We start from the raw sequence: 17,942 nt of genomic DNA, 5'->3' as shown, positions 1-17,942 counted from the left end.
CCGGAAATGCGGTCGATGAACAGCGGTTGTGCATTTCTACGCCTTCACCCCGCCCGCGGTCAGCCCGGAGACGATGCGGCGCTGGAAGACCAGCACCATGATGATCAGCGGGATGGTCACCAGCGCACCCGCGGCCATCACCGCCGAGTAGGGGTACTCGAAGGAACTCGGCCCGGAGAAGCGCGCGATGGCCACGGTGACCGGTTCGGTCGAGGTGGTCGACAGCTGGCGGGCCAGCATGAACTCATTCCAGGTGGCGATGAACGCGAGGATGGCGGTGGTGAACAGCGCCGGCGCGGCCAGTGGCAGCAGGATCATCCGGAAGGCCTGGCCGCGGGTGGCGCCATCGACGCGCGCGGCCTCCTCCAGCTCCCAGGGCAGCTGCCTGAAGAAGGACACGAGGGTGTAGATGGTCAGCGGCAGCGCGAAGGAGATGTTCGGAATGATCAGCGCCTGGTAGCTGCCGATCCACCCGATATCACCGAAGAGCTGGAACAACGGGGTCACCAGCGCGATACCGGGGAACATCGAGGCCGCCAGGATGATACCGGTCACCAGCCCCTTGCCTCGGAAATCGAGGCGGGCCAGGGCATAGGCGGTGAACACGCCGACGATCACAGCCAGGGCCGTGGTGGTCACACTTATCAGGATCGAATTGCCGATGGCCGCGAGGAAATTGTTGCCCTTGTCGGTGGCCAGGGCATCACGGAAGTTCTCCAGGGTGACGTGGGTGGGCCAGGGGGTGGTGTCGAAGGTGTACGCGGAATCGCGGAGTGCGGTGATCACCATCCAGTAGAAGGGCGCCAGCCCCCAGAAGAGGATGAAGACAACACCCGCATAGTTGAGAATCAGATTGCTGCCGTGCTTTTTCATGATGCCATCACCTCGGTGTCCTTCTCCTTCACCTTCATATTGGTCCGTTTCCTCTTCCCCTTCGGTTTCCTCACCTTCATCCCCCTCTGACCGGAGACATCCGCGCCGAGGAAGCGGATCATGATGAAGGCGATGAGGAAGATGAGCAGGAAGATCAGTGTGGACAGCGCCGAGGCGGAGTTGAAGTTGTTCTGCCGCATGTCCTCGACCACCAGCTGGGAGATCACCGCAGTGGGGGAGTTGGAGGACCCGGAGATCATGATCACCGGCAGATCGTACATCCGCAGCGCGTCGAGGGTCCGGAACAGCACGGCCACCATCAGCGCGGGCCGGACCAGAGGCAGGGTGATCATGGTGAACTGCTGCCACCTGCCCGCACCGTCGACGCGTGCGGCCTCATAGGTCTCCCTGGGGATCATCTGGAGACCGGCGAGGATCAGCAGTGCCATGAAGGGTGTGGTTTTCCACACGTCGGCGAGGATCACCGCGAACCTCGCGGCCCAGGGATCGGTTGTCCAGCTGATGTCGAGCCCGAAGAGTTCATTGACTATTCCCCGCGGTGCGAAGATGAACTGCCACAGCTTCGCGGTGACCGCGGTGGGGATGGCCCAGGGAATGAGCACCGCCGCGCGGACCAGCGCACGGCCCCTGAACTCGCGGTTCATGATCAGCGCCATGCACATGCCAAGCACGATCTCCAGGGTGACGGTAACGACGGTGAAGAACAGGGTGATCCGGACGGCGGGCCAGAAGTCCGTGGCCAGGGTGCCCGGAGGGCAGGTTCGAACGGTACCGTCGGCCGACATGCACCTCTGGGTCAGCCAGTACAGGTAGTTGTCCAGGCCGGCGAACCCACCGTCGGTGAACAGGCCGGTGGTGGGATCCAGTCCCTTGTCGGCCTGGAAGGACAGCCAGATCGCCCGGATGATGGGGTATCCGATCACAACGGCCAGCACGACCATGGAGGGTGCGATCAGCCAGGCGGCGGTTCTCGCCTGCTTCTTTCCGGCCATGGATCCAGTGCTCCTTAGAGATTGAAGAGGATTAAGTCATGTTACATGGATCATAGAACCCCGGGTCCGGTGATGGAACCGGCTCCCCCTGATGCCGCCACCCCCGGGTTGCCGCCACACCGGATCCGGTGGGAACTCCCCGACGGTCCTCCGCGACAATTGGTTCATGACTTCTACCCTCGAGCGCAGAACCACGGCCACAGGCATGGTCAACCGCCTGCATACCATCGCCGGACTCTTCGTGGCACCGCTGCTTCTGGTGGCCGCTCTCAGTGGTCTGGTCTATGCGCTTGCCCCGAGCATGGAGCAGGTTGTCTACCGGGATGAACTGGGCGCGACCTCCGGCCTGCCCGCGCGGCCGGTGGCGGAGCAGATAGCCGCGGGGCGGGCGGTCCGCCCCGACCTGGCATTCAGCGCGGTGGAGGTCTCCGAGGATTCCGATGCCACCACCCGGGTGCTGCTCACCGATCCCTCGCTCCCCGGTGGCAGCTATCGGCAGGCCGTGTTCGTTGATCCGGGATCCCTGGAGATTCGCGGCGAACTGGTGCAGTACGGCTCCTCGCGTGCCCTGCCGCTGCGTGCCTGGATCTCGGAGGGACACCGCAGTCTGTGGCTCGGGGAGCCGGGGCGGATCTATTCTGAGACCGCCGCCTCGTGGCTGGGGATCCTGAGCATGGCGGGCGTGTGGCTGTGGTGGTCGCGACGGCACCGGGGAGGCAGGGGTGGCTCGCTGCGGCGGCGACTCAGCGGCGCGCACTCCCTCCTGGGGGTGTGGCTGGCCCCGGGTTTTCTCTTCCTCACCGTTACCGGTTTGACGTGGTCGCTGGTTGCCGGCGGCAACATCGGTGAACTGCGGGCGCAGCTGAACTGGGTCGAGCCCACCCCCGTGGTGACGGTGGCGGGTCATTCCACCGGTGCCGCGCACCACGGGGGGCACACCTCGGCTCCGGTGGCGACCGACACCTCGGCCGTGGACACGGTGATCACCGCAGCCCGCGCACAGGGACTGACCGGGATGCTCGATGTCAACGCGCCGGCTGATCAGCACAACGCCTGGGTGGCCCGGGAATCCCGGGATGCCTGGAAGTTCGCCAACGATTCCGTTTCCGTCGATGCCGAAACCGGGGCGATCGTGGATTCGGTGGACTTCGCGGACTGGCCGCTGGCGGCGAAACTGTCGGCCTGGTTGATCCAGCTCCATTCCGGGCAGCTGCTCGGCCTGCTCAATCAGGTCATCCTGGCGGTGATCGCACTCGGACTGATCGCGATGGTCTGCCTCGGCTATGCGATGTGGTGGAAACGCGGCTTCGGGCGGCTGCCCCCGGCGGGGCAGTGGCGGCGGGTCCGGCCCCCGGTGCTCGTGGGCATCGGTGTCTTCCTCCTTGCCTACGCCCTGGTGGCGCCGCTGTTCGGTATCAGTCTGCTCGCCTTCCTGGTGCTCGATGCGGCGCTGCAGCGGGTGCGCATGCGGCAGCGGCTGCGGCATGGGCGTCGATAAGCAGGGAAAACGGGCCACCCCGGAAAGGGGAGGCCCGTTGTCGCACGTCCTAGCCGGCCGAGGCGTTCTCGATCGCCGACTTCATGTCGGTGGTGGCCTGGTCAACATCGACGCTGCCGTTGAGGGCTGCGTAGGCATTGTCCTGGATGGCCTTGGAGATCGCCGGGTAGAAGGGGGACACCGGGCGGGGCGCGGCGTTTTCCAGTGACTCCTTCAGCGCGGGCAGGTACGGGTACTTCTCCACGAGGGCCTCATCATCGTAGATGGAGGCCAGTACCGGCGGGAAGGAGTTGTCGGCGAACCAGGTCTGGTTCTCCTCGTTGATCACGAACTCGATGAAGTCCCGTGCGGTGGCCTTGTTCTCCGAGTGGATGTTGATGCCGTTGTTGTAACCGCCGAGGGTGGACACCCCCACCCCGTCCCTGCCCACCAGGGGCTGGACGGCGAAGTGTCCGGCGACCGTGGAGCTCTCGGCGTTGGTGAACATGTAGGGCCAGTTGATCGCGTATGCGGTATCGCCCGCGGTGAAGGCCAGATTGGTCTCCTCCTCGGTGGCGGAGGTGGAGGACGCTGAGATGGTGCCGTCCTTGTAGCCGTCGACCATCGCCTGGATACCTGCCCTGGCGTTGTCGCTGTCCACGGTCGGATTGCCCTGATCATCGAGGATGCTGCCGCCCCATCCCTCGATGAAGCCCGCCGTGTTCACCGCGAGGCCCTCATACTGCTTGAGCTGCAGGGTCAGGCAGTCAACGTTGGCCTCCCTGGCGAGGTTGCAGGATTCCACCAGATCGGCCCAGTTCCCGGGAGCCTCGGGGATGATCTCGGTGTTGCGGAAGAGCAGCTGCCCGTTGGTGTTCTGCGGAAGTGCGTAGAGCTTGCCGTTGTAGGTGGCCGAGTCGACAGTGGCCTCCAGCAGCTTCGAGGTGTCCACCTTGAGGTCGCCCTCGAGGGGGGCGAGCCACTGGTTGGCGGCGAAGTCGGCGGTCCAGATCACGTCGAGAGCCATGACATCGTAGTCGGAGTTGCCCGCCTGCAGGGACTGGACGAGGGTTTCGCGCTGGGCGTCGGCCTCGCCCGCGAGTTCGTTGAGGGTGACCTTCTCGTCCGGGTTCGCCTCGTTCCACCGTTCGATCACGGGGATGATCTTGTCGGTGTCGTTCTTGCCCATGGCGAAGGTGATCGGGCCGCGGCCGTCGGTGCCTTCAGTGGCGGAGGAATCGGAGGATTCGCCGCCGGAGCTGCAACCTGCCAGTGCGATGGCGGCGATCAGCGAACCCGCTGCGAGGGAGGCTCCGGTCTTGCGGGAAAATGAGGACATGGATAGTCGCCTTTCTTAGCAATAGGTGACTCCAATTTTATGAATCAGGACACTATTTGGCGGCAGAATGCCGTATTTCACCCCCGACGCGTGTCGACGCCACCCCCATCCGGCTCAACGTGAGCTGAGCCGCTCACCATTTTCGGGGCTGAATCGGTGTGCCCCCTCCGGGTCATAGGCCAGCTCGACGGAGTCACCGGGTGCGGGCACCGCGGAGGAATCCCACCGCGCCACCAGGCGGTGTCCCTCCCAGGTGGCATAGACATAGGACTCCGACCCCAGCTCCTCGACGATATCGACCACCGCAGCCAGACGACGGTAGGTTGAGGGGGTGTCCGCGCCGGCGATGAGCATGCTCTCCGGGCGCACCCCGACGGTGACGCCATCTGCTGGGAAGAGGTTCATCGACGGCGAACCGATGAAACCCGCGACGAACTCGTTGACGGGATGGGCGTAGAGCTCACGCGGCGGCGCCACCTGCTGCAGGATGCCGTCCCTGAGCACGGCAACGCGATCACCCATCGTCATCGCCTCGACCTGGTCGTGGGTGACATAGACGGTGGTGGTGCCCAGGCGGCGCTGCAGTGCGGCGACCTCGGCGCGGGTCTGGACCCGCAGCTTCGCATCGAGATTGGACAGCGGCTCATCCATGAGGAAGACCTTGGGGTTGCGCACCAGGGCGCGGCCCATGGCCACCCGCTGCCGCTGGCCTCCGGAGAGATCCTTCGGTTTCCGGTCGAGGAACTCCTCGAGCCCGAGCAGCTCGGCGGCCTGACGGACCTTCGCGTCAATCTCCGACTTCGGCAGCTTGGACAGTTTCAGAGCGAAGCCCATGTTCTGGGCCACCGTCATGTGCGGATAGAGCGCATAATTCTGAAAAACCATGGCGATGTCTCGTTCCGCGGGTTCCTGACCCGTGACATCGACACCACCAATGCTGATCACACCGGATTCCACCTCCTCCAAACCGGCGAGGGCGCGGAGGGTGGTTGATTTTCCGCAGCCCGAGGGACCGACGAGGACCAGGAACTCACCATCGGCTATTTCAAGGTCCAATTCGTGGACGGTTGCGCGTTCCGCGCCGGGGTAGCGGATGCTGACATTGTCAAAGGTAACCGGAGCCATGGTCTGTTAACTTACCAGCAGCCGGGAAAGCGCCGGCGGCCTTTGACCGGGGATCACGCCGGGAGTGCACGTTCCATGTGGTGAAGAAGCTCCAGTGCCCGGTCGCGCCGCAGCTCCAAATGGAAGCGTTGGTTACTAAAGGAGCGCAGGCACGCATAGCAGGAGGTATCCTCGCCGCAGCCGCAGGTGTCAACGCGGCTGATAGCAGCGCCGAGCACATCCCGAAAGTTCTCCTTGACCTTTCTCGTAATTCCGGCCCCGCCGGGGACGGTATCAAAAAGAACCATTGTGGGAACGCCGTCCAACCAGGCCATGGTGCCGCTGAGATCATCCCGATTGATCTCGAGTTTCTCCGAGGCGGCCTCGATGATGGCGTACAGCCCCGATCGCCAGTCCGTGAAGTCCCTGGTGGGGAAGGAGGGGACGGAGATCGTCGCGATATCGGTCTGGTAGGTGTGGCCGAAGGAAATAGCCTCGATTCGCCCTGAACACTCTTGCCCCGTCCGGGGATTCTGATGCGTGCTCGGGGTCCGCTTCCCCCGTTGCGCGGCGAAACCACAGGATTCGCAGTACCAGTACCCCAGCGAGTGCAGTCCGGTTTCCAGCGCGCCCATTTCGGTTCGCGCCCAGGCACGGGTGTGAACACTCTCCGGGGAGCCCGGATTCTGGAATTCCTCAGCCTCGATCAACTCACCGAACTTCTTGACAAACTCCCGGCGATTCCACGAAGAGGTGGGTGGAGCGGAGCCGACCTTTGTTGGAGTGTGCTTGGCTACGAAACCGAATTCCGGGACGATATACCTTCTTGATTTGGATTCGGTGAGCACACCATTGCAGTGGGTACAGGTCGAGCCTTCGGAGAACTCATCCAGGGATGTCTCCGTGTGACCGCAGGCGCCGCATTCGGTCCAGAAGTAGTGGCGGGGCTTCTTTCCCGGCAGCTGCCGTACCCCCGCGGATTCCCAGACCTGCCCACCGGCGACCACCTGGGCGCCCGGTGCATAGTCACTGATCGCCAACTGGAGATCTCGCGAGAGATTGACCTTGTTTCCGTGCTCACTGAAGTTGGTCTGGAGTTCGACGGTATCAACGGGAAAGCTGTACTTAGGCAGCAGGTTCTTCTTGGCCAGGTACCCGAGCAGGTCCTGCTGAACAAGCGTCCGGATGGTGAACTCGACGCCATCGGCAAGCCGCCCCTTCCCATCCTCGAGCAGGCGCGAACGCCGTCCCGTAAGAAGAGCGAAGTCCTCCTTGATCTCATCGGCGACATCCGAGAAAACCTCGAGGTATTTCTCCGCCCACATGTGGTCCCTGATGCCGATCGCCATATGAAGTGATCCGGGTATGATGCGTTCCAATGCGCTGCTGACCGGCTCAGGGACCGGTGTGAGGAACTCGTTGACCAGGGGCAGCCCCGGGGTGTCTGAACCTTTTGCCCTGCGATACCGCTGCGCCTGCGAGGCAAGGAAGAAGTCACCGACGGTTGACCATGTGTTGCCTCCCTCCGCCGACTCGCGGAGAAATGCCGCAAGTCCGACGGAAAAGGCATGGCGGAGGGCAATTCGGGGGTTTTCAATGTGGAGGAAGGGAGCGGTCATCTCCCCATCGATCATATTGACGGGATCCTTGAAAACGGACATATCGTGAGCACCGCGCTTGGCAAAAGTGAGCACGAACGCCGCTGAACCGACCCGCCGTCCCGCACGCCCCGCGCGTTGGACATAATTTGCGGTTCGGGGAGGAACGTTTCGAAGCATGACCGATTGCAGATCGCCGACATCGACACCGAGCTCAAAAGTCGTGGAGCAGCTGAGGACATTGACATCGCCGCTGACAAAACTCTTCTGCACCTCCGCAGCCTCGGTGGGAGTCCACTGTGCCGTGTGCTCCCTGGCCGACAGTGGAACGATCTGCATGTTGCGCGCCAGATTCCTGTAGTGGTTGTCCACGATCTCCGGCGTCGAGGTATCCAGGGTCACAAGGTGACCATGACAGAATCCATGGGGACAAAGATTCGCAATGTTGAATGTGGTTAGTCCACGGCAGGTGTCACACTGATACCAGGTGTGATTCCCGCCAGAACTGACCCGGAGCAGCTCGTGGTCTAATGACAGTCCCCGAGCCTTCTCCCCTGGAAGCTTCAATACTCCGGCGCTGCCGAGATCCTTCCAGAGCAGATTGAGCAAGATTGCAGATCTCTCGCCTTTTTCATCAGCTGTTCCATAGGCGTTGAGCACCTTATCCACCAGTCTCTTTCTGGTGTTGGTGTTCTTCTGCGGGATCCAGGAATAGAGCCGCTTAACGGGGTCCGCACCACCATCCTTGCGGAAGAATCGCATCCCCTTCCTTGGTTCGAATCTCGTGTCCTCCAAGTCGACGAAGCCGGGGGCGGTCAAAGCCCCCTTGTGCCGTACATCCTGAAGCAGGACGTTGATCAGGTTCCGCGCGGTTGATTCATCCTTCAAAAAAATCGCCAGCTTCCGGGTTAGCGGAAGGTCGGATATGGCATCCGGGTCCAGTTCAATCCTGGCGAGGCCGAGACCCTCCGTGGACAGACGTCTGGATACCGACAAAATATCCGCGAAGACCCATGCTCCGACCTTCTCACGGATCTCGGTTGATGAATCTCGCTCAGGAAGAATCCGCTTCTCTCGTGCGATTCGACCTGCCAGGGTGATCCATCGGTCCAGCCGCGCGCCTTCGGAGAACTCCTCATCCCGAAGCGCTTCGATGAGAATTCGGCGCTCGAGCAGTTGTCCATGGGAATTCTCCAGATAGGGCGCAGCGTAGGCGGCGGACTGACGTGAATCGGAGAACGCAAGCAGTTTTCTACCTCCCCCGACCTTGCTGGCGGTGTCGGCATCCTCGGACTCGGGAAGCAGTTGATAAAGGGAGGTGGTGAGGACCGCTGGGGCAGCATTGGCATCCGTCTGGAGTCTGCGGATCAGGTTGGTGCCCTTCCCGCCGCATTCGGTGCAGGTTTGTGAGGAACCGGTAGCTCGCGGAAGCACTCTCACGGACAGCAGTCTGGTTTCTCCGCAATGTTCATTGCCGCAGGAAGTCGCCCAGTGGTCCGTCAGCTTGCCGCAGGCTGTGCAGACCTTGTTCAGCAGTAGAGGGGTGTCGGAACCAATGGTGTCCTCCTCCAGCCGATCATCCTCATCCATCTCGGCCGCGTCCGGAGCTTCGGTGAGTACGGACCACTGTGGCTCGGCGCGACCTCGTGCGGTTTCCGGCATGATGAGGAAGTCCTCCTCCTTGCTGCCGTTGATATGGACCGCTCCGCATTTGGTGCATGTACCCATTTCGTACATCGGCCGCGTTGTTCCATCGAGCGTGGTGCGGCGTTCCAAATAGATTTCCGGACGGCCATCATCATGAAAACCCAGAAATGCACCCTCAACTGCCCGCACGAACATGTGGTAGCGGGCGGACAGTGCGGGGATGCCACTCTCGGAAAACACCGTGCCTCCCAGTAGCACCAGCAAGTGCGCACGGTGCATCGCGATGGACCGCTCGGTTTCCGGCCACAGGAGTGCGCCGATTTCCGTCAGGGACAGGCTGTGGTCGGCGCAGGCACCCCGGAGCCGCACAATGTGCTCCTCATGAATCAGGGCCTCGTAGTTGTCGCCGGGGTGATTGCACAGAGCCTGGAATAGAGCTTCACTTCCACGCCTATCGAACAGCTCATCGGGCAGAGACCAGGTGTGCTTCTCCGGCAGTGGCAATCGCTCGGAACGAATCAGATCCTGACGGCCCTGGTCTGTTTCATCGTATTCGAAGGGTTCACCGAAAAGGTCGGTTCCGAACTGCATGATCCGCTGGGGGGACCCTTCCAGGGAGGCACTCGTGGCTATGCACTGAAGAGGACGGTCCCTGTGCACGCGGTCTTTGAGCCGGCGCAGCAGCATGGCAACCTCGGTGCCCTGTGCACCTGCATAGACGTGGGCCTCATCGAGCACGATGAACTTCCAGTGATGGGAGAATTCATCATCAAAGAAGGCATTGTCCGCTGGGCGGAGGAGCAGGTATTCCAGCATGGCGTAGTTGGTCAGGAGCAGGTGCGGGGGTGAGGCCTGCATCTCCTCCCTGCTGATCAACTCGTTGTCAAGTGGTGGCACACCCGGGCCGTTGATCTGTTGGTAAAGTATCTCCGCATCCTTGCGTGTCCTTTTCGTCTCACCCGTGTAGCGGCCGAAGGTGATCTCCGGAATGTCCGAAAGCAGCTCCCGCAATCTCTTGACCTGGTCATTGGCCAGCGCGTTCATCGGGTAGAGCAGCAGGGCCCGGACACCGGGTCCCAGATCCCCGGACTCTTTCTGACGGAGAAGCTCATCGATGATCGGAATCAGGAAGGACTCGGTCTTTCCTGAGCCGGTTCCCGTGGAGACGATCAGATTGCGTCCGTTTCTGATCTTTCGGACTGCGCTTTCCTGATGCCGGTAAAGGGGTCGATCCAGGGCGAAGCTGTGCGAGGCAAGGCGACTGAAGGATCCGCACAGTAGTTGCTCAGCGATGAGCTCCCGACTTGACCTTCCGGTGGCGAATGGAGGGGTAAGTTGCAGAATGGGTCCACGGGTCAGACTGTCAGACTCGTCCACAGCCCTTCCGAGCTCCCTGCTGATCGACGGAGTGCTTGGGCTGAGCATAGTTTTCAGGTACCTGCGGTAGTCCAGGCTAATCCGCTCGGAGGCCTCGACGGGATCGATGTTCCGGTCACTGGTGACTTTCGCCCGGGCATGTCTGGAGTCACCTGCATCCTCGGCCTGAAAGGTCTCTTCCGAGGACGTGCTTAGATGATCGGAGAAGATCGAGGAGAAGGTGTCGGTCTTGGAGGTGGACATTGTTTTCCTTGACGGTCGGATCATCGGGGGACGTGGTGCTTGCGGATCGCACCGAGGACAGTGGCTTCTGAGAGGACGAAATCGAATCCGGTAAGCAACGGCACGTGACGTGCGGCCGTCGCCCAAACATGGCGGAGTTCATTAAGGGTGGGGACAGTACGAATGACACCGTGTGCCGCCATTCTCGACAGAAGTGTGAGGACAAATGAGATATAGGGCATGAAAAGCCAATAGTCATCATCACTGCGGTGCTGCTCGCGAGCGAATGAGGACAGGTTGAGAGCTGTGATCTTCAGCTCGGGTTCCTCGAGATGGTCGATGAGATACTCATGATCCGACACGGTGGAAAAGAGCTCATGCAGTCGCGGTATTCCGGCGAGCTCACGCCGGTTTTCCAACCATTCCAATTGCGCTGCGAGGCGTGCGTTCGAGGAGATGTACTGGGCACCGAGTGCCTTGATTCCGAGCTCCTGTCTGATTCCAGCGATGCTGTCAGCCCTGACCGACACTACATTTGTGGCCGTTGGCTGGTGGTCTCTGACAATTGTCAATCCGCCGATATCGCCGGAGTACACCTTCCAAAGAACTGGACCCCCGGTTTCCCGAATGTAGTGCTCGGACTCCGCCCTTTCCGCTGCGATCTCCATGGAATCCTGCGCACGCGCCCCGAGGACCCGGAGATCGTTCATTTCCTGTATGAGACCGATCCAGGGGACGCGGTGGATATCCCCGCCGGTCTGGGCAGACCGGAAGGAACATGTGTGAAGCCCGGAGCGGATGAACGCCTCGAAGTGACCATCCACTGGGAGGGAGGATCTATCAAGCTGATCCAGGGAGAGACGTGGATTCCGGTGTAGAAACTGTTCGGTGGCATCATCGAAGGCGCGGATGCTGGGGATTCGCCGGTTCTCCTTAACGGAGAGGACATGGTGCAGTTTGCTCCGTGCATCCCACACTGTCTGGATCTCGTTGGGAAGCAGTTGGTGGGGCAACTCCCGCGCGAAGAGCCAACGGTTTTTGAGGGTGGGGTCAAACAGTGGGGGAAGGGCTCCATTGTGTTCAACGATGACCGCATGTCCTGACGGCGACTCCGGCGACCAGACCTCCAGGAACTTCCGCTCTCTCACCTCGACTATGAGCGGGCCGACATTGAGCAGTTCCTCCGGCAGGATTTCGCTGTCTCCGGTTATCGGTATCTCCACCGGAGGGGCCAGGGGATTGTGGATGGACCAGGCCCACCCCTCGAGCTCCATGGAGTGTGTTCGTCCGAAAACCAATTCAATAGCTGTGCCCTCGATGGCCGCGCTCAGCAGCAACGGCTGTTTTTCAACATTGAACAGGGAAACGAGGGCTCCGTGTCCTCGGGGGTCCCTCCGCTTGTGCTGGGGTGCTTTTCTCCACCGTCGGCGTTCCTTTTCTTCCATGTGGCGGTCAGCGTATTGCTCTTGGGTGAGCGGGTACCAGCAGGCAAGAATGGTGTATTTCGCAGCTTCCGAAATTGGCAGGATGAGTCGGGACATGGGTGCGGTCCAGACATTGCCCGTCTTTCTACTCAGTGATATCTCTTCAGATTTACCAATCTGCTGATTCGGCAGGGTCTCCGTGATGGTCAGTTTCACCTCGTGAACGGTGTCGGGGAATCTGATCTGAAACTCATCGTCCTCAAAAAGATCATTGAAGTTGAATGACTGAAAAGTGGGCGTCCAGCTGGCCACTTCATCGCGCAACGGGAGACGGTATTGCAGGCGCGGAACGGAGGCGTACACGTCGAGGTGGTAGGTCTCCGGAAAGGCCGAGCTCTCGAGGTGAAACTTCTGCGAGCGGGAGTCGTCCGCGAGAGCGATCTGGCCGGTGGGATGGGTGAGCCCCGCATCGTCGTCTGAGGTCAATTCGATAAAGGCTCTGGTCAGGGAATGACGGAAACCCATCGGTTCAGGTACCCGAAACTTGCCGGTCTTCTGGTAGCTGGGGAAACTCAACCGGACACTGAGACCCTCGGCGAGGTTGAACATCCGCCACTCCCTGAGTAGGGAGTCGCGGAATATCACAACCTTGAACCGTCCAACCCAGGGATCATCCGCCGGGTCGAAGAGGCTGAAGGCCTTTCCTTTAAGATGGTCCTCGACCACGTAGTCGTTCATGGGCACTTCACCCCCGTCTGGAAGGACCTGGAAGTAGCGCACCATCCAGGTGGCAGAGTCCCTTGGTACCTGGATCTTCGGGCTCTCGTGGTGCACTGGTAGCTGGTCGGATCCCTGAAGGTTCCTGATTGATGATTCCTCATCCAGCCATGTGACATCTCGCGACTCTTTGACCGGGTACACCCTGCCGAAGGTGAAATACTCGAGGTGCAGAGTGCGCACATCTTTTAGTGAGACTGTCCTGACGACCCAGTCCCGCCATCCGAAAACGGGACCAAGCTCCTGGACCCGGCGCGACATACTTTCCGGTCCCGTGGCTGTGATGGTAGCCGCAGCTGGCATGATTACGATCGTGTTCCGGCCGGTCAAGCTGGTTGGGCTGGGATTGAAGCGTCCCGAGGATTGGAAGAACAGCACTGGTTCCCGAGCCTCGATGCTGGTGACGATCGTGTGTTCGGCGCCGCTCGGACTGACAACTTTTAATGAGGAGATCGGGGAGTGCAGTGAATAACGGAGCTCTTCAAAGCCACCGTATGACCAGTCCCGGTCCTGTTTGGCCCTGGTCGTCGAACCATTCATGATCACGGACCATTCCGGCGTGTTGATATGCTTCGCCACAGTTCCGCTGATCGCGGGGAACACCAGAACCAGCTCGAGAGTGTCCGGATTCAGATGCAGGAAGGGATTCGGATACGTAACGTGATCATCCTCCGCGATCTGCTCGCGCACCGCCACTTCGGTGTCCCCGGAAAGGAATCTCAGGAGATAGTCGAAGGTTGGCTCGGGCAGCCCGTGGGTGCCTTCAAAATTCTCTGCTTCCGAAGGGTCGTCGAGGTTGCGGTACCAGTTGGTAATCTCATGGATGCGCGCGAAGAAGTCGGCGGACCGTACCGGGAGATGGGTGGTCAGGTTCCTCAGCGGGGAGTTGAACAGTCCATCGTGCTCCGATGCACCATAGCGAACGGCATGGGTCGCAAACTCCTCCGGATCATCGGTCAGGATCCCTTCGCTCCTCAGGTGATCAATGAGGGTGACCACGGGTTCGATATCGGCGGGTGTGATGCCGGCATTCAATCGGATAAGTGAGACATGGTTGGGGCCCGATACATCGGAATCGCTGAAGGTCTCCAGTCGGTTCTTTCGAAGCGCGCGGCGTAGTGTCGTCCGGATCACGGTGTAGAGGTGCGGGGAGGGGCCTGTTCCCAGCAGGTCCCAGAAACTGTCCCAGAAGCTCTCTTTTGACTCCAGAAGTGGAGTTCCAGTCAGTGCGGCAATGAAGACCAGGGGGTAGGCGTCGAACAGTGTCTCCAGCGTCCTGGTATTGCTCAACGCACCGGAAACCGATTCACCGAGGAGTCCGAAGAGCCAGCGGTAATCCTCGATGCTGAGGTTCAAATCAACGGCGAGGAGTGGAGAGGGAAGGGCCACTTTCTCCCCCCTGTTGTTCATGGGAGATATTCGTTCAACAAGGTAGCCGTTTGCTGATGCGAGCCGTTCGCTCAGGGTGCCTGTACCGTCCAACTCTTGGACAAAGTCAAAGACTGATTTGCTGCGCTTTCCACTGCTCACGGTGTTCCACGAGTGCTTTCTCTAGGGGTTGTGCCGATACCGGACAACTCTAACTGTCGGGGCCGACACGGCTGCCTTAAGCATCGAATTTCTGTGCGGACCGTTGCTCCGGTTTCCAGCGATCAGGTGGAACCCGCCGGATCTTCCGTGGCTGTTTCCCGGCCCAGGAGTTCAGATCCTGGCCGTGACCTTCTCCGCGGCCGCGATCTGGTCGAGGCGCGTTGAATCCGCCAGCCCCGCGACGATGACGGCCGAGCCGCTGGCGGCCAGAGGGGCGAGCACGGTCCGCACGAAGCCCTCCTTATCGGACCATCCGGTGCTGAGAACGCGCTCGGCCCCGCCACTCGGGGGGACGATCTCGGTCAGGGCCCTGGTTGGGTTGAAGAACTGGTCGCCGTAGAATCTCACGGTCGGGCCGAAGTCGATCGTCCCACCGGGCAGGGTGCCACCGCTTTCGACGATGCCACGGCCGAAGGGATCATCGCTGACCAGCAGTACGTCACCGGTGGGTTGATTCGCCTCGAATCGGTCGGGGGTGGTGAACTCGGCATCCGCCTCCTGGTCGCCGAACTCGACCTCGATTCCCGCGGCCAGGGCCCCCAGCACGATGACCGCGGCCTGCCAGCTCACGGGCAGATCGATGGCTATGGTCGATTCTTCATCCAGATCGAGTTCCTCCAGCAGCATATTGCCCACCTTCGCGGCCCAGTTGTCCAACGTCAGGGCCGAAAAATCGAGTCGCGCACCTGTGGTTTCGTTGTAGATGGTCAATCGGGGGGTGGCGGGATCCGCGAGGAGCAGGTGGGATAGGAGTTCCATGCGTTCCAGCCTAAGCAAAAACCCGCCCACGGCGGTTGTCTGCTAGTTCACACAGCGCGGGCCGTCGCCGCCGGCGTGGATCTCGGGGCTGACGATGGCTTCCCCCTCGTCTGCTCCGGGCTGGCCGACCACGGCGCTCGGCGTGGCCTCCGCTGCGGGGCCGGTGTAGTCCGAGGCTGGGACGACGATGAAGGTGTCGGCATCGAGAGATTCGTTGGCGATGATCTGCAGTCCACCGAGCTGATCGGAGAGAGCGACCACCCGCGGATCGGAGGGGTTCGCGGCCAGGATCTGCGATTCGTAGTAGAGGCCCTCGATCGCATTTCCGGTCTCGGTGATGGTGTAGCCCAGTCCCTGCAGGTGGGCTGCGACCTCACTGGCCAGGCCGATTGTTCCGGAAGCGTTGAGAACGTGGATCTCGACGCCCTCCGTGGACGGAGCCACCTGCGTCGGCATCTCCTCCGCGGGCGTCTCCTGTGCATCCTCCTCCCCGAGGGCGTCCTTGAAGAACTCCTGGACCTGGGAGGGGTTGACCGTGACCACGGACTCGCCGTAGTCACCGATTCCGTCGATGGAGGTCACCGGGATGGTGGCGAAGGAGACGTTGCCCCCGGCGAGGTTCTGCAGCTGGGTGGCGAAGCCCATCACGTCCCAGCCCTCGTCGATGATCACGGAGCGTTGGACGGCTTCCGCGAGCGCGGAAAGCCGTGAGGGGTTTGTCAGGGTTCCCGAGGAGAGCACCTGGTTGACCAGGGAGGCCATGAAAGCCTGTTGACGCACGATGCGGTCGAGGTCACCGCGTGGCAGATCGTGGCGCTGGCGGACGAAGGACAGGGCGTCGGACCCCTGGAGGGTCTGGCGCCCGGCGGGGAAGTTGGCGCCGGACAAGGGCTCGTCGACGGCCTCGTTGAGACACACCTCGACGCCTCCGACGGCATCGGTGAGCAGCACGAAACCGAGCAGACCCACCTCGGCATAGTGGTCCACCGTGATTCCCGTGAGATCGGAGACCACGTCGATCAGCCCCTCGCGACCAGCCTCCTTGGACCGGGACTCCAGCTCCGCCTCGTCGGTCACCCCCATGTTGATCAGTTCGTTCTTCCGGTCAGTCTTGTGGGCGCCGTAGATGCCGTTGATCTTCATGTTCCCGTACTCACCGGCGTTGATATAGGCGTCGCGGGGGATGGAGACGGCGGTGGCCGAGGAACCGTCGTTGGGAACGCGGATGACCATGATGGTGTCGGTGTTGTCGTTTTCCTCGTCACCGGCGCGCAGCTTGTCTATCTCCTCCTGGGAGAGCGGCTTTCCCTGGGCATCCGAACGCGAGTCGGAGCCGACGAGCAGAATGTCGGTGGCGCCGTCGGCGGCGTGGCCGTCCTTGACGCCGTTCTTGCCACCGAGGGTCAGGTTGCCCGCGTTTGCCACGTCCCCGATTGACCCCACGGCGAAGTATCCCAGCCCGGAAATGACCAGGATGATCACCGAGAGCACGGCGATCACCGAGCGCAGCGCAACGGGCCCGGCCTGTGCCGTGGAATGAACCGATGTCGGCGCGGCCTGGATATCCCGAACTGGGCGGTACTTCTCGGACACGTGGTGTAACCCTTCGGCAGTTGATGGTCAGTTACGGAAGAAACCGGCTCCATCGATGGAATGGCGAATTCGAGTGGAGTCTGTGCCTGGTGGGATTGTATGCCACTTTCGCGGCATCTCCTCAAACCATCTCGGGAGTGGCGGAATGTTGCTTGGCACGACAACCGCTAGACTCTGGTGGCTGTGAGCAATTCTAAACCACCCCTGGCCGTGATTACGGTGACGTATTCACCGGGGCAGTACCTGAATAGATTCCTGGATTCCATCCCGGGGGCCAGTGCCCGGGATGCTCTGGTTGTCATGGCGGACAATGGGTCGGTCGACGGTGCCCCCGAGAATGCGGCGCGGGAACGGCCGAACGTGGAGTTCCTGCCCACAGGGGGCAACCTGGGATATGGAACCGCCGTCAACGTGGCCGCGCGGGCCCTGCGGGGGCGTCGAGAAGCAGGGGGGATCGACAATGAGTTCTTCATTGTCTCCAATCCCGACGTTGTCTTCGGAGAGGGATCGATCGATGAGTTGATCGCCTGCGCGCGGCGGCATCCGCGCGCCGCCTCGGTGGGTCCGATGATCCTGGAGCCGGATGGATCGGTCTATCCCTCCGCTCGGGCCGTGCCGACCCTGGGGAACGGCATCGGTCATGCGCTGCTCGGTGCTCTGTGGAAGAACAACCCCTGGTCCGCGGCCTACCTTGATGATCAGGATATGACCGTTGAACGAAGTGCCGGCTGGTTGTCCGGATCCTGCCTGCTGCTTCGCTGGGAGGCCTTCGATGCGATCGGTGGATTCGATGAGCGTTACTTCATGTACATGGAGGACGTCGATCTCGGTGACCGCCTGGCGCGCGCGGGCGGCGAGAACATCTACTGTCCCGGTGCCCGGATCACCCACGCCAGGGGGCATGTAGCGGGAAAGCACCCTGAGATTCTGCTGCCCGCGCACCACGAGAGCGCCTACCGCTTCCAGGCGGACCGGCTGTCCGCGCCCTGGCAGCTGCCGATCAGGGTTGCCCTGCGCATCGGTTTGAAGCTCAGGGCCGTGCTGACTGTCGCCGCGTCCACAGTCCGCAGGGGTGGATCCGCCGCGGTTTAATAGGTATCAATTTCGCTGATTGCGTGGCGGCGGCCCGCAGCGTCCATTAGTTTTACG

Annotated in this window: 10 protein-coding genes; 2 read left to right on the top strand and 8 right to left on the bottom strand. The window is 61.6% G+C overall.

Translation table 11 applies throughout. The annotated features are described in order from the left end of the window. Positions 1-36 precede the first annotated feature (36 nt). Positions 37-873, bottom strand: a complete 837-nt coding sequence (locus tag B7E02_RS11615) for a carbohydrate ABC transporter permease (RefSeq protein ID WP_080796241.1) — start codon at positions 871-873, stop codon at positions 37-39. Then, on the bottom strand, positions 870-1,886 hold the full coding sequence (locus tag B7E02_RS11610; RefSeq protein ID WP_080796239.1) for a carbohydrate ABC transporter permease: 1,017 nt from the start codon (positions 1,884-1,886) through the stop codon (positions 870-872). Before B7E02_RS11610 ends, B7E02_RS11615 begins: the two co-directional genes overlap by 4 nt. A 166-nt stretch (positions 1,887-2,052) precedes the next feature. Between B7E02_RS11610 and B7E02_RS11605 the strand changes: the two genes are divergently transcribed. Then, positions 2,053-3,384, top strand: a complete 1,332-nt coding sequence (locus B7E02_RS11605) for a PepSY-associated TM helix domain-containing protein (protein ID WP_245802264.1) — start codon at positions 2,053-2,055, stop codon at positions 3,382-3,384. A 49-nt stretch (positions 3,385-3,433) separates the two neighbouring features. Here B7E02_RS11605 and B7E02_RS11600 read toward each other — a convergent pair whose 3' ends face one another. From B7E02_RS11600 to B7E02_RS11575, 6 genes are all read right to left on the bottom strand, one after another. After that, complete coding sequence (locus B7E02_RS11600; protein ID WP_080796235.1) at positions 3,434-4,702, bottom strand: ABC transporter substrate-binding protein; 1,269 nt, start codon at positions 4,700-4,702, stop codon at positions 3,434-3,436. A 114-nt stretch (positions 4,703-4,816) separates the two neighbouring features. Beyond that, the gene (locus B7E02_RS11595; protein WP_080796233.1) at positions 4,817-5,827 is read right to left on the bottom strand and encodes an ABC transporter ATP-binding protein; all 1,011 of its coding nucleotides are present in this window, start codon (positions 5,825-5,827) and stop codon (positions 4,817-4,819) included. Between the two features lie 53 nt (positions 5,828-5,880). Then, entirely contained in the window at positions 5,881-10,671 is a 4,791-nt protein-coding gene (locus tag B7E02_RS11590) for a DEAD/DEAH box helicase (protein WP_080796231.1), read from the bottom strand. A 20-nt stretch (positions 10,672-10,691) separates the two neighbouring features. After that, positions 10,692-14,240 (bottom strand): hypothetical protein, encoded by a 3,549-nt coding sequence (locus B7E02_RS11585; RefSeq protein WP_143336743.1) that lies wholly within the window; start codon positions 14,238-14,240, stop codon positions 10,692-10,694. A 312-nt stretch (positions 14,241-14,552) separates the two neighbouring features. Beyond that, on the bottom strand, positions 14,553-15,200 hold the full coding sequence (locus B7E02_RS11580; RefSeq protein ID WP_080796228.1) for a TIGR03089 family protein: 648 nt from the start codon (positions 15,198-15,200) through the stop codon (positions 14,553-14,555). 42 nt (positions 15,201-15,242) lie between these two features. Continuing rightward, a complete protein-coding gene (locus B7E02_RS11575; protein WP_080796226.1) occupies positions 15,243-16,793 on the bottom strand; it encodes an LCP family protein in 1,551 nt (516 codons plus the stop codon). Between the two features lie 210 nt (positions 16,794-17,003). Between B7E02_RS11575 and B7E02_RS11570 the strand changes: the two genes are divergently transcribed. Further along, positions 17,004-17,885 (top strand): glycosyltransferase family 2 protein, encoded by an 882-nt coding sequence (locus B7E02_RS11570; RefSeq protein ID WP_080796225.1) that lies wholly within the window; start codon positions 17,004-17,006, stop codon positions 17,883-17,885. Positions 17,886-17,942 lie beyond the last annotated feature (57 nt).

Origin of the sequence: Corynebacterium pacaense (genome assembly GCF_900169525.1) — a bacterium.
In the GTDB taxonomy this organism is placed as follows: Bacteria; Actinomycetota; Actinomycetes; order Mycobacteriales; family Mycobacteriaceae; genus Corynebacterium; species Corynebacterium pacaense.
This window is presented reverse-complemented; position numbering and strand designations above follow the sequence as displayed.

Coding starts and splice junctions, on each gene's coding strand:
- B7E02_RS11605 (WP_245802264.1), top strand. CDS start 2,053: ATGACTTCTACCCTCGAGCGCAGAACCACGGCCACAGGCATGGTCAAC.
- B7E02_RS11590 (WP_080796231.1), bottom strand. CDS start 10,671: ATGTCCACCTCCAAGACCGACACCTTCTCCTCGATCTTCTCCGATCAT.
- B7E02_RS11615 (WP_080796241.1), bottom strand. CDS start 873: ATGAAAAAGCACGGCAGCAATCTGATTCTCAACTATGCGGGTGTTGTC.
- B7E02_RS11600 (WP_080796235.1), bottom strand. CDS start 4,702: ATGTCCTCATTTTCCCGCAAGACCGGAGCCTCCCTCGCAGCGGGTTCG.
- B7E02_RS11580 (WP_080796228.1), bottom strand. CDS start 15,200: ATGGAACTCCTATCCCACCTGCTCCTCGCGGATCCCGCCACCCCCCGA.
- B7E02_RS11610 (WP_080796239.1), bottom strand. CDS start 1,886: ATGGCCGGAAAGAAGCAGGCGAGAACCGCCGCCTGGCTGATCGCACCC.
- B7E02_RS11595 (WP_080796233.1), bottom strand. CDS start 5,827: ATGGCTCCGGTTACCTTTGACAATGTCAGCATCCGCTACCCCGGCGCG.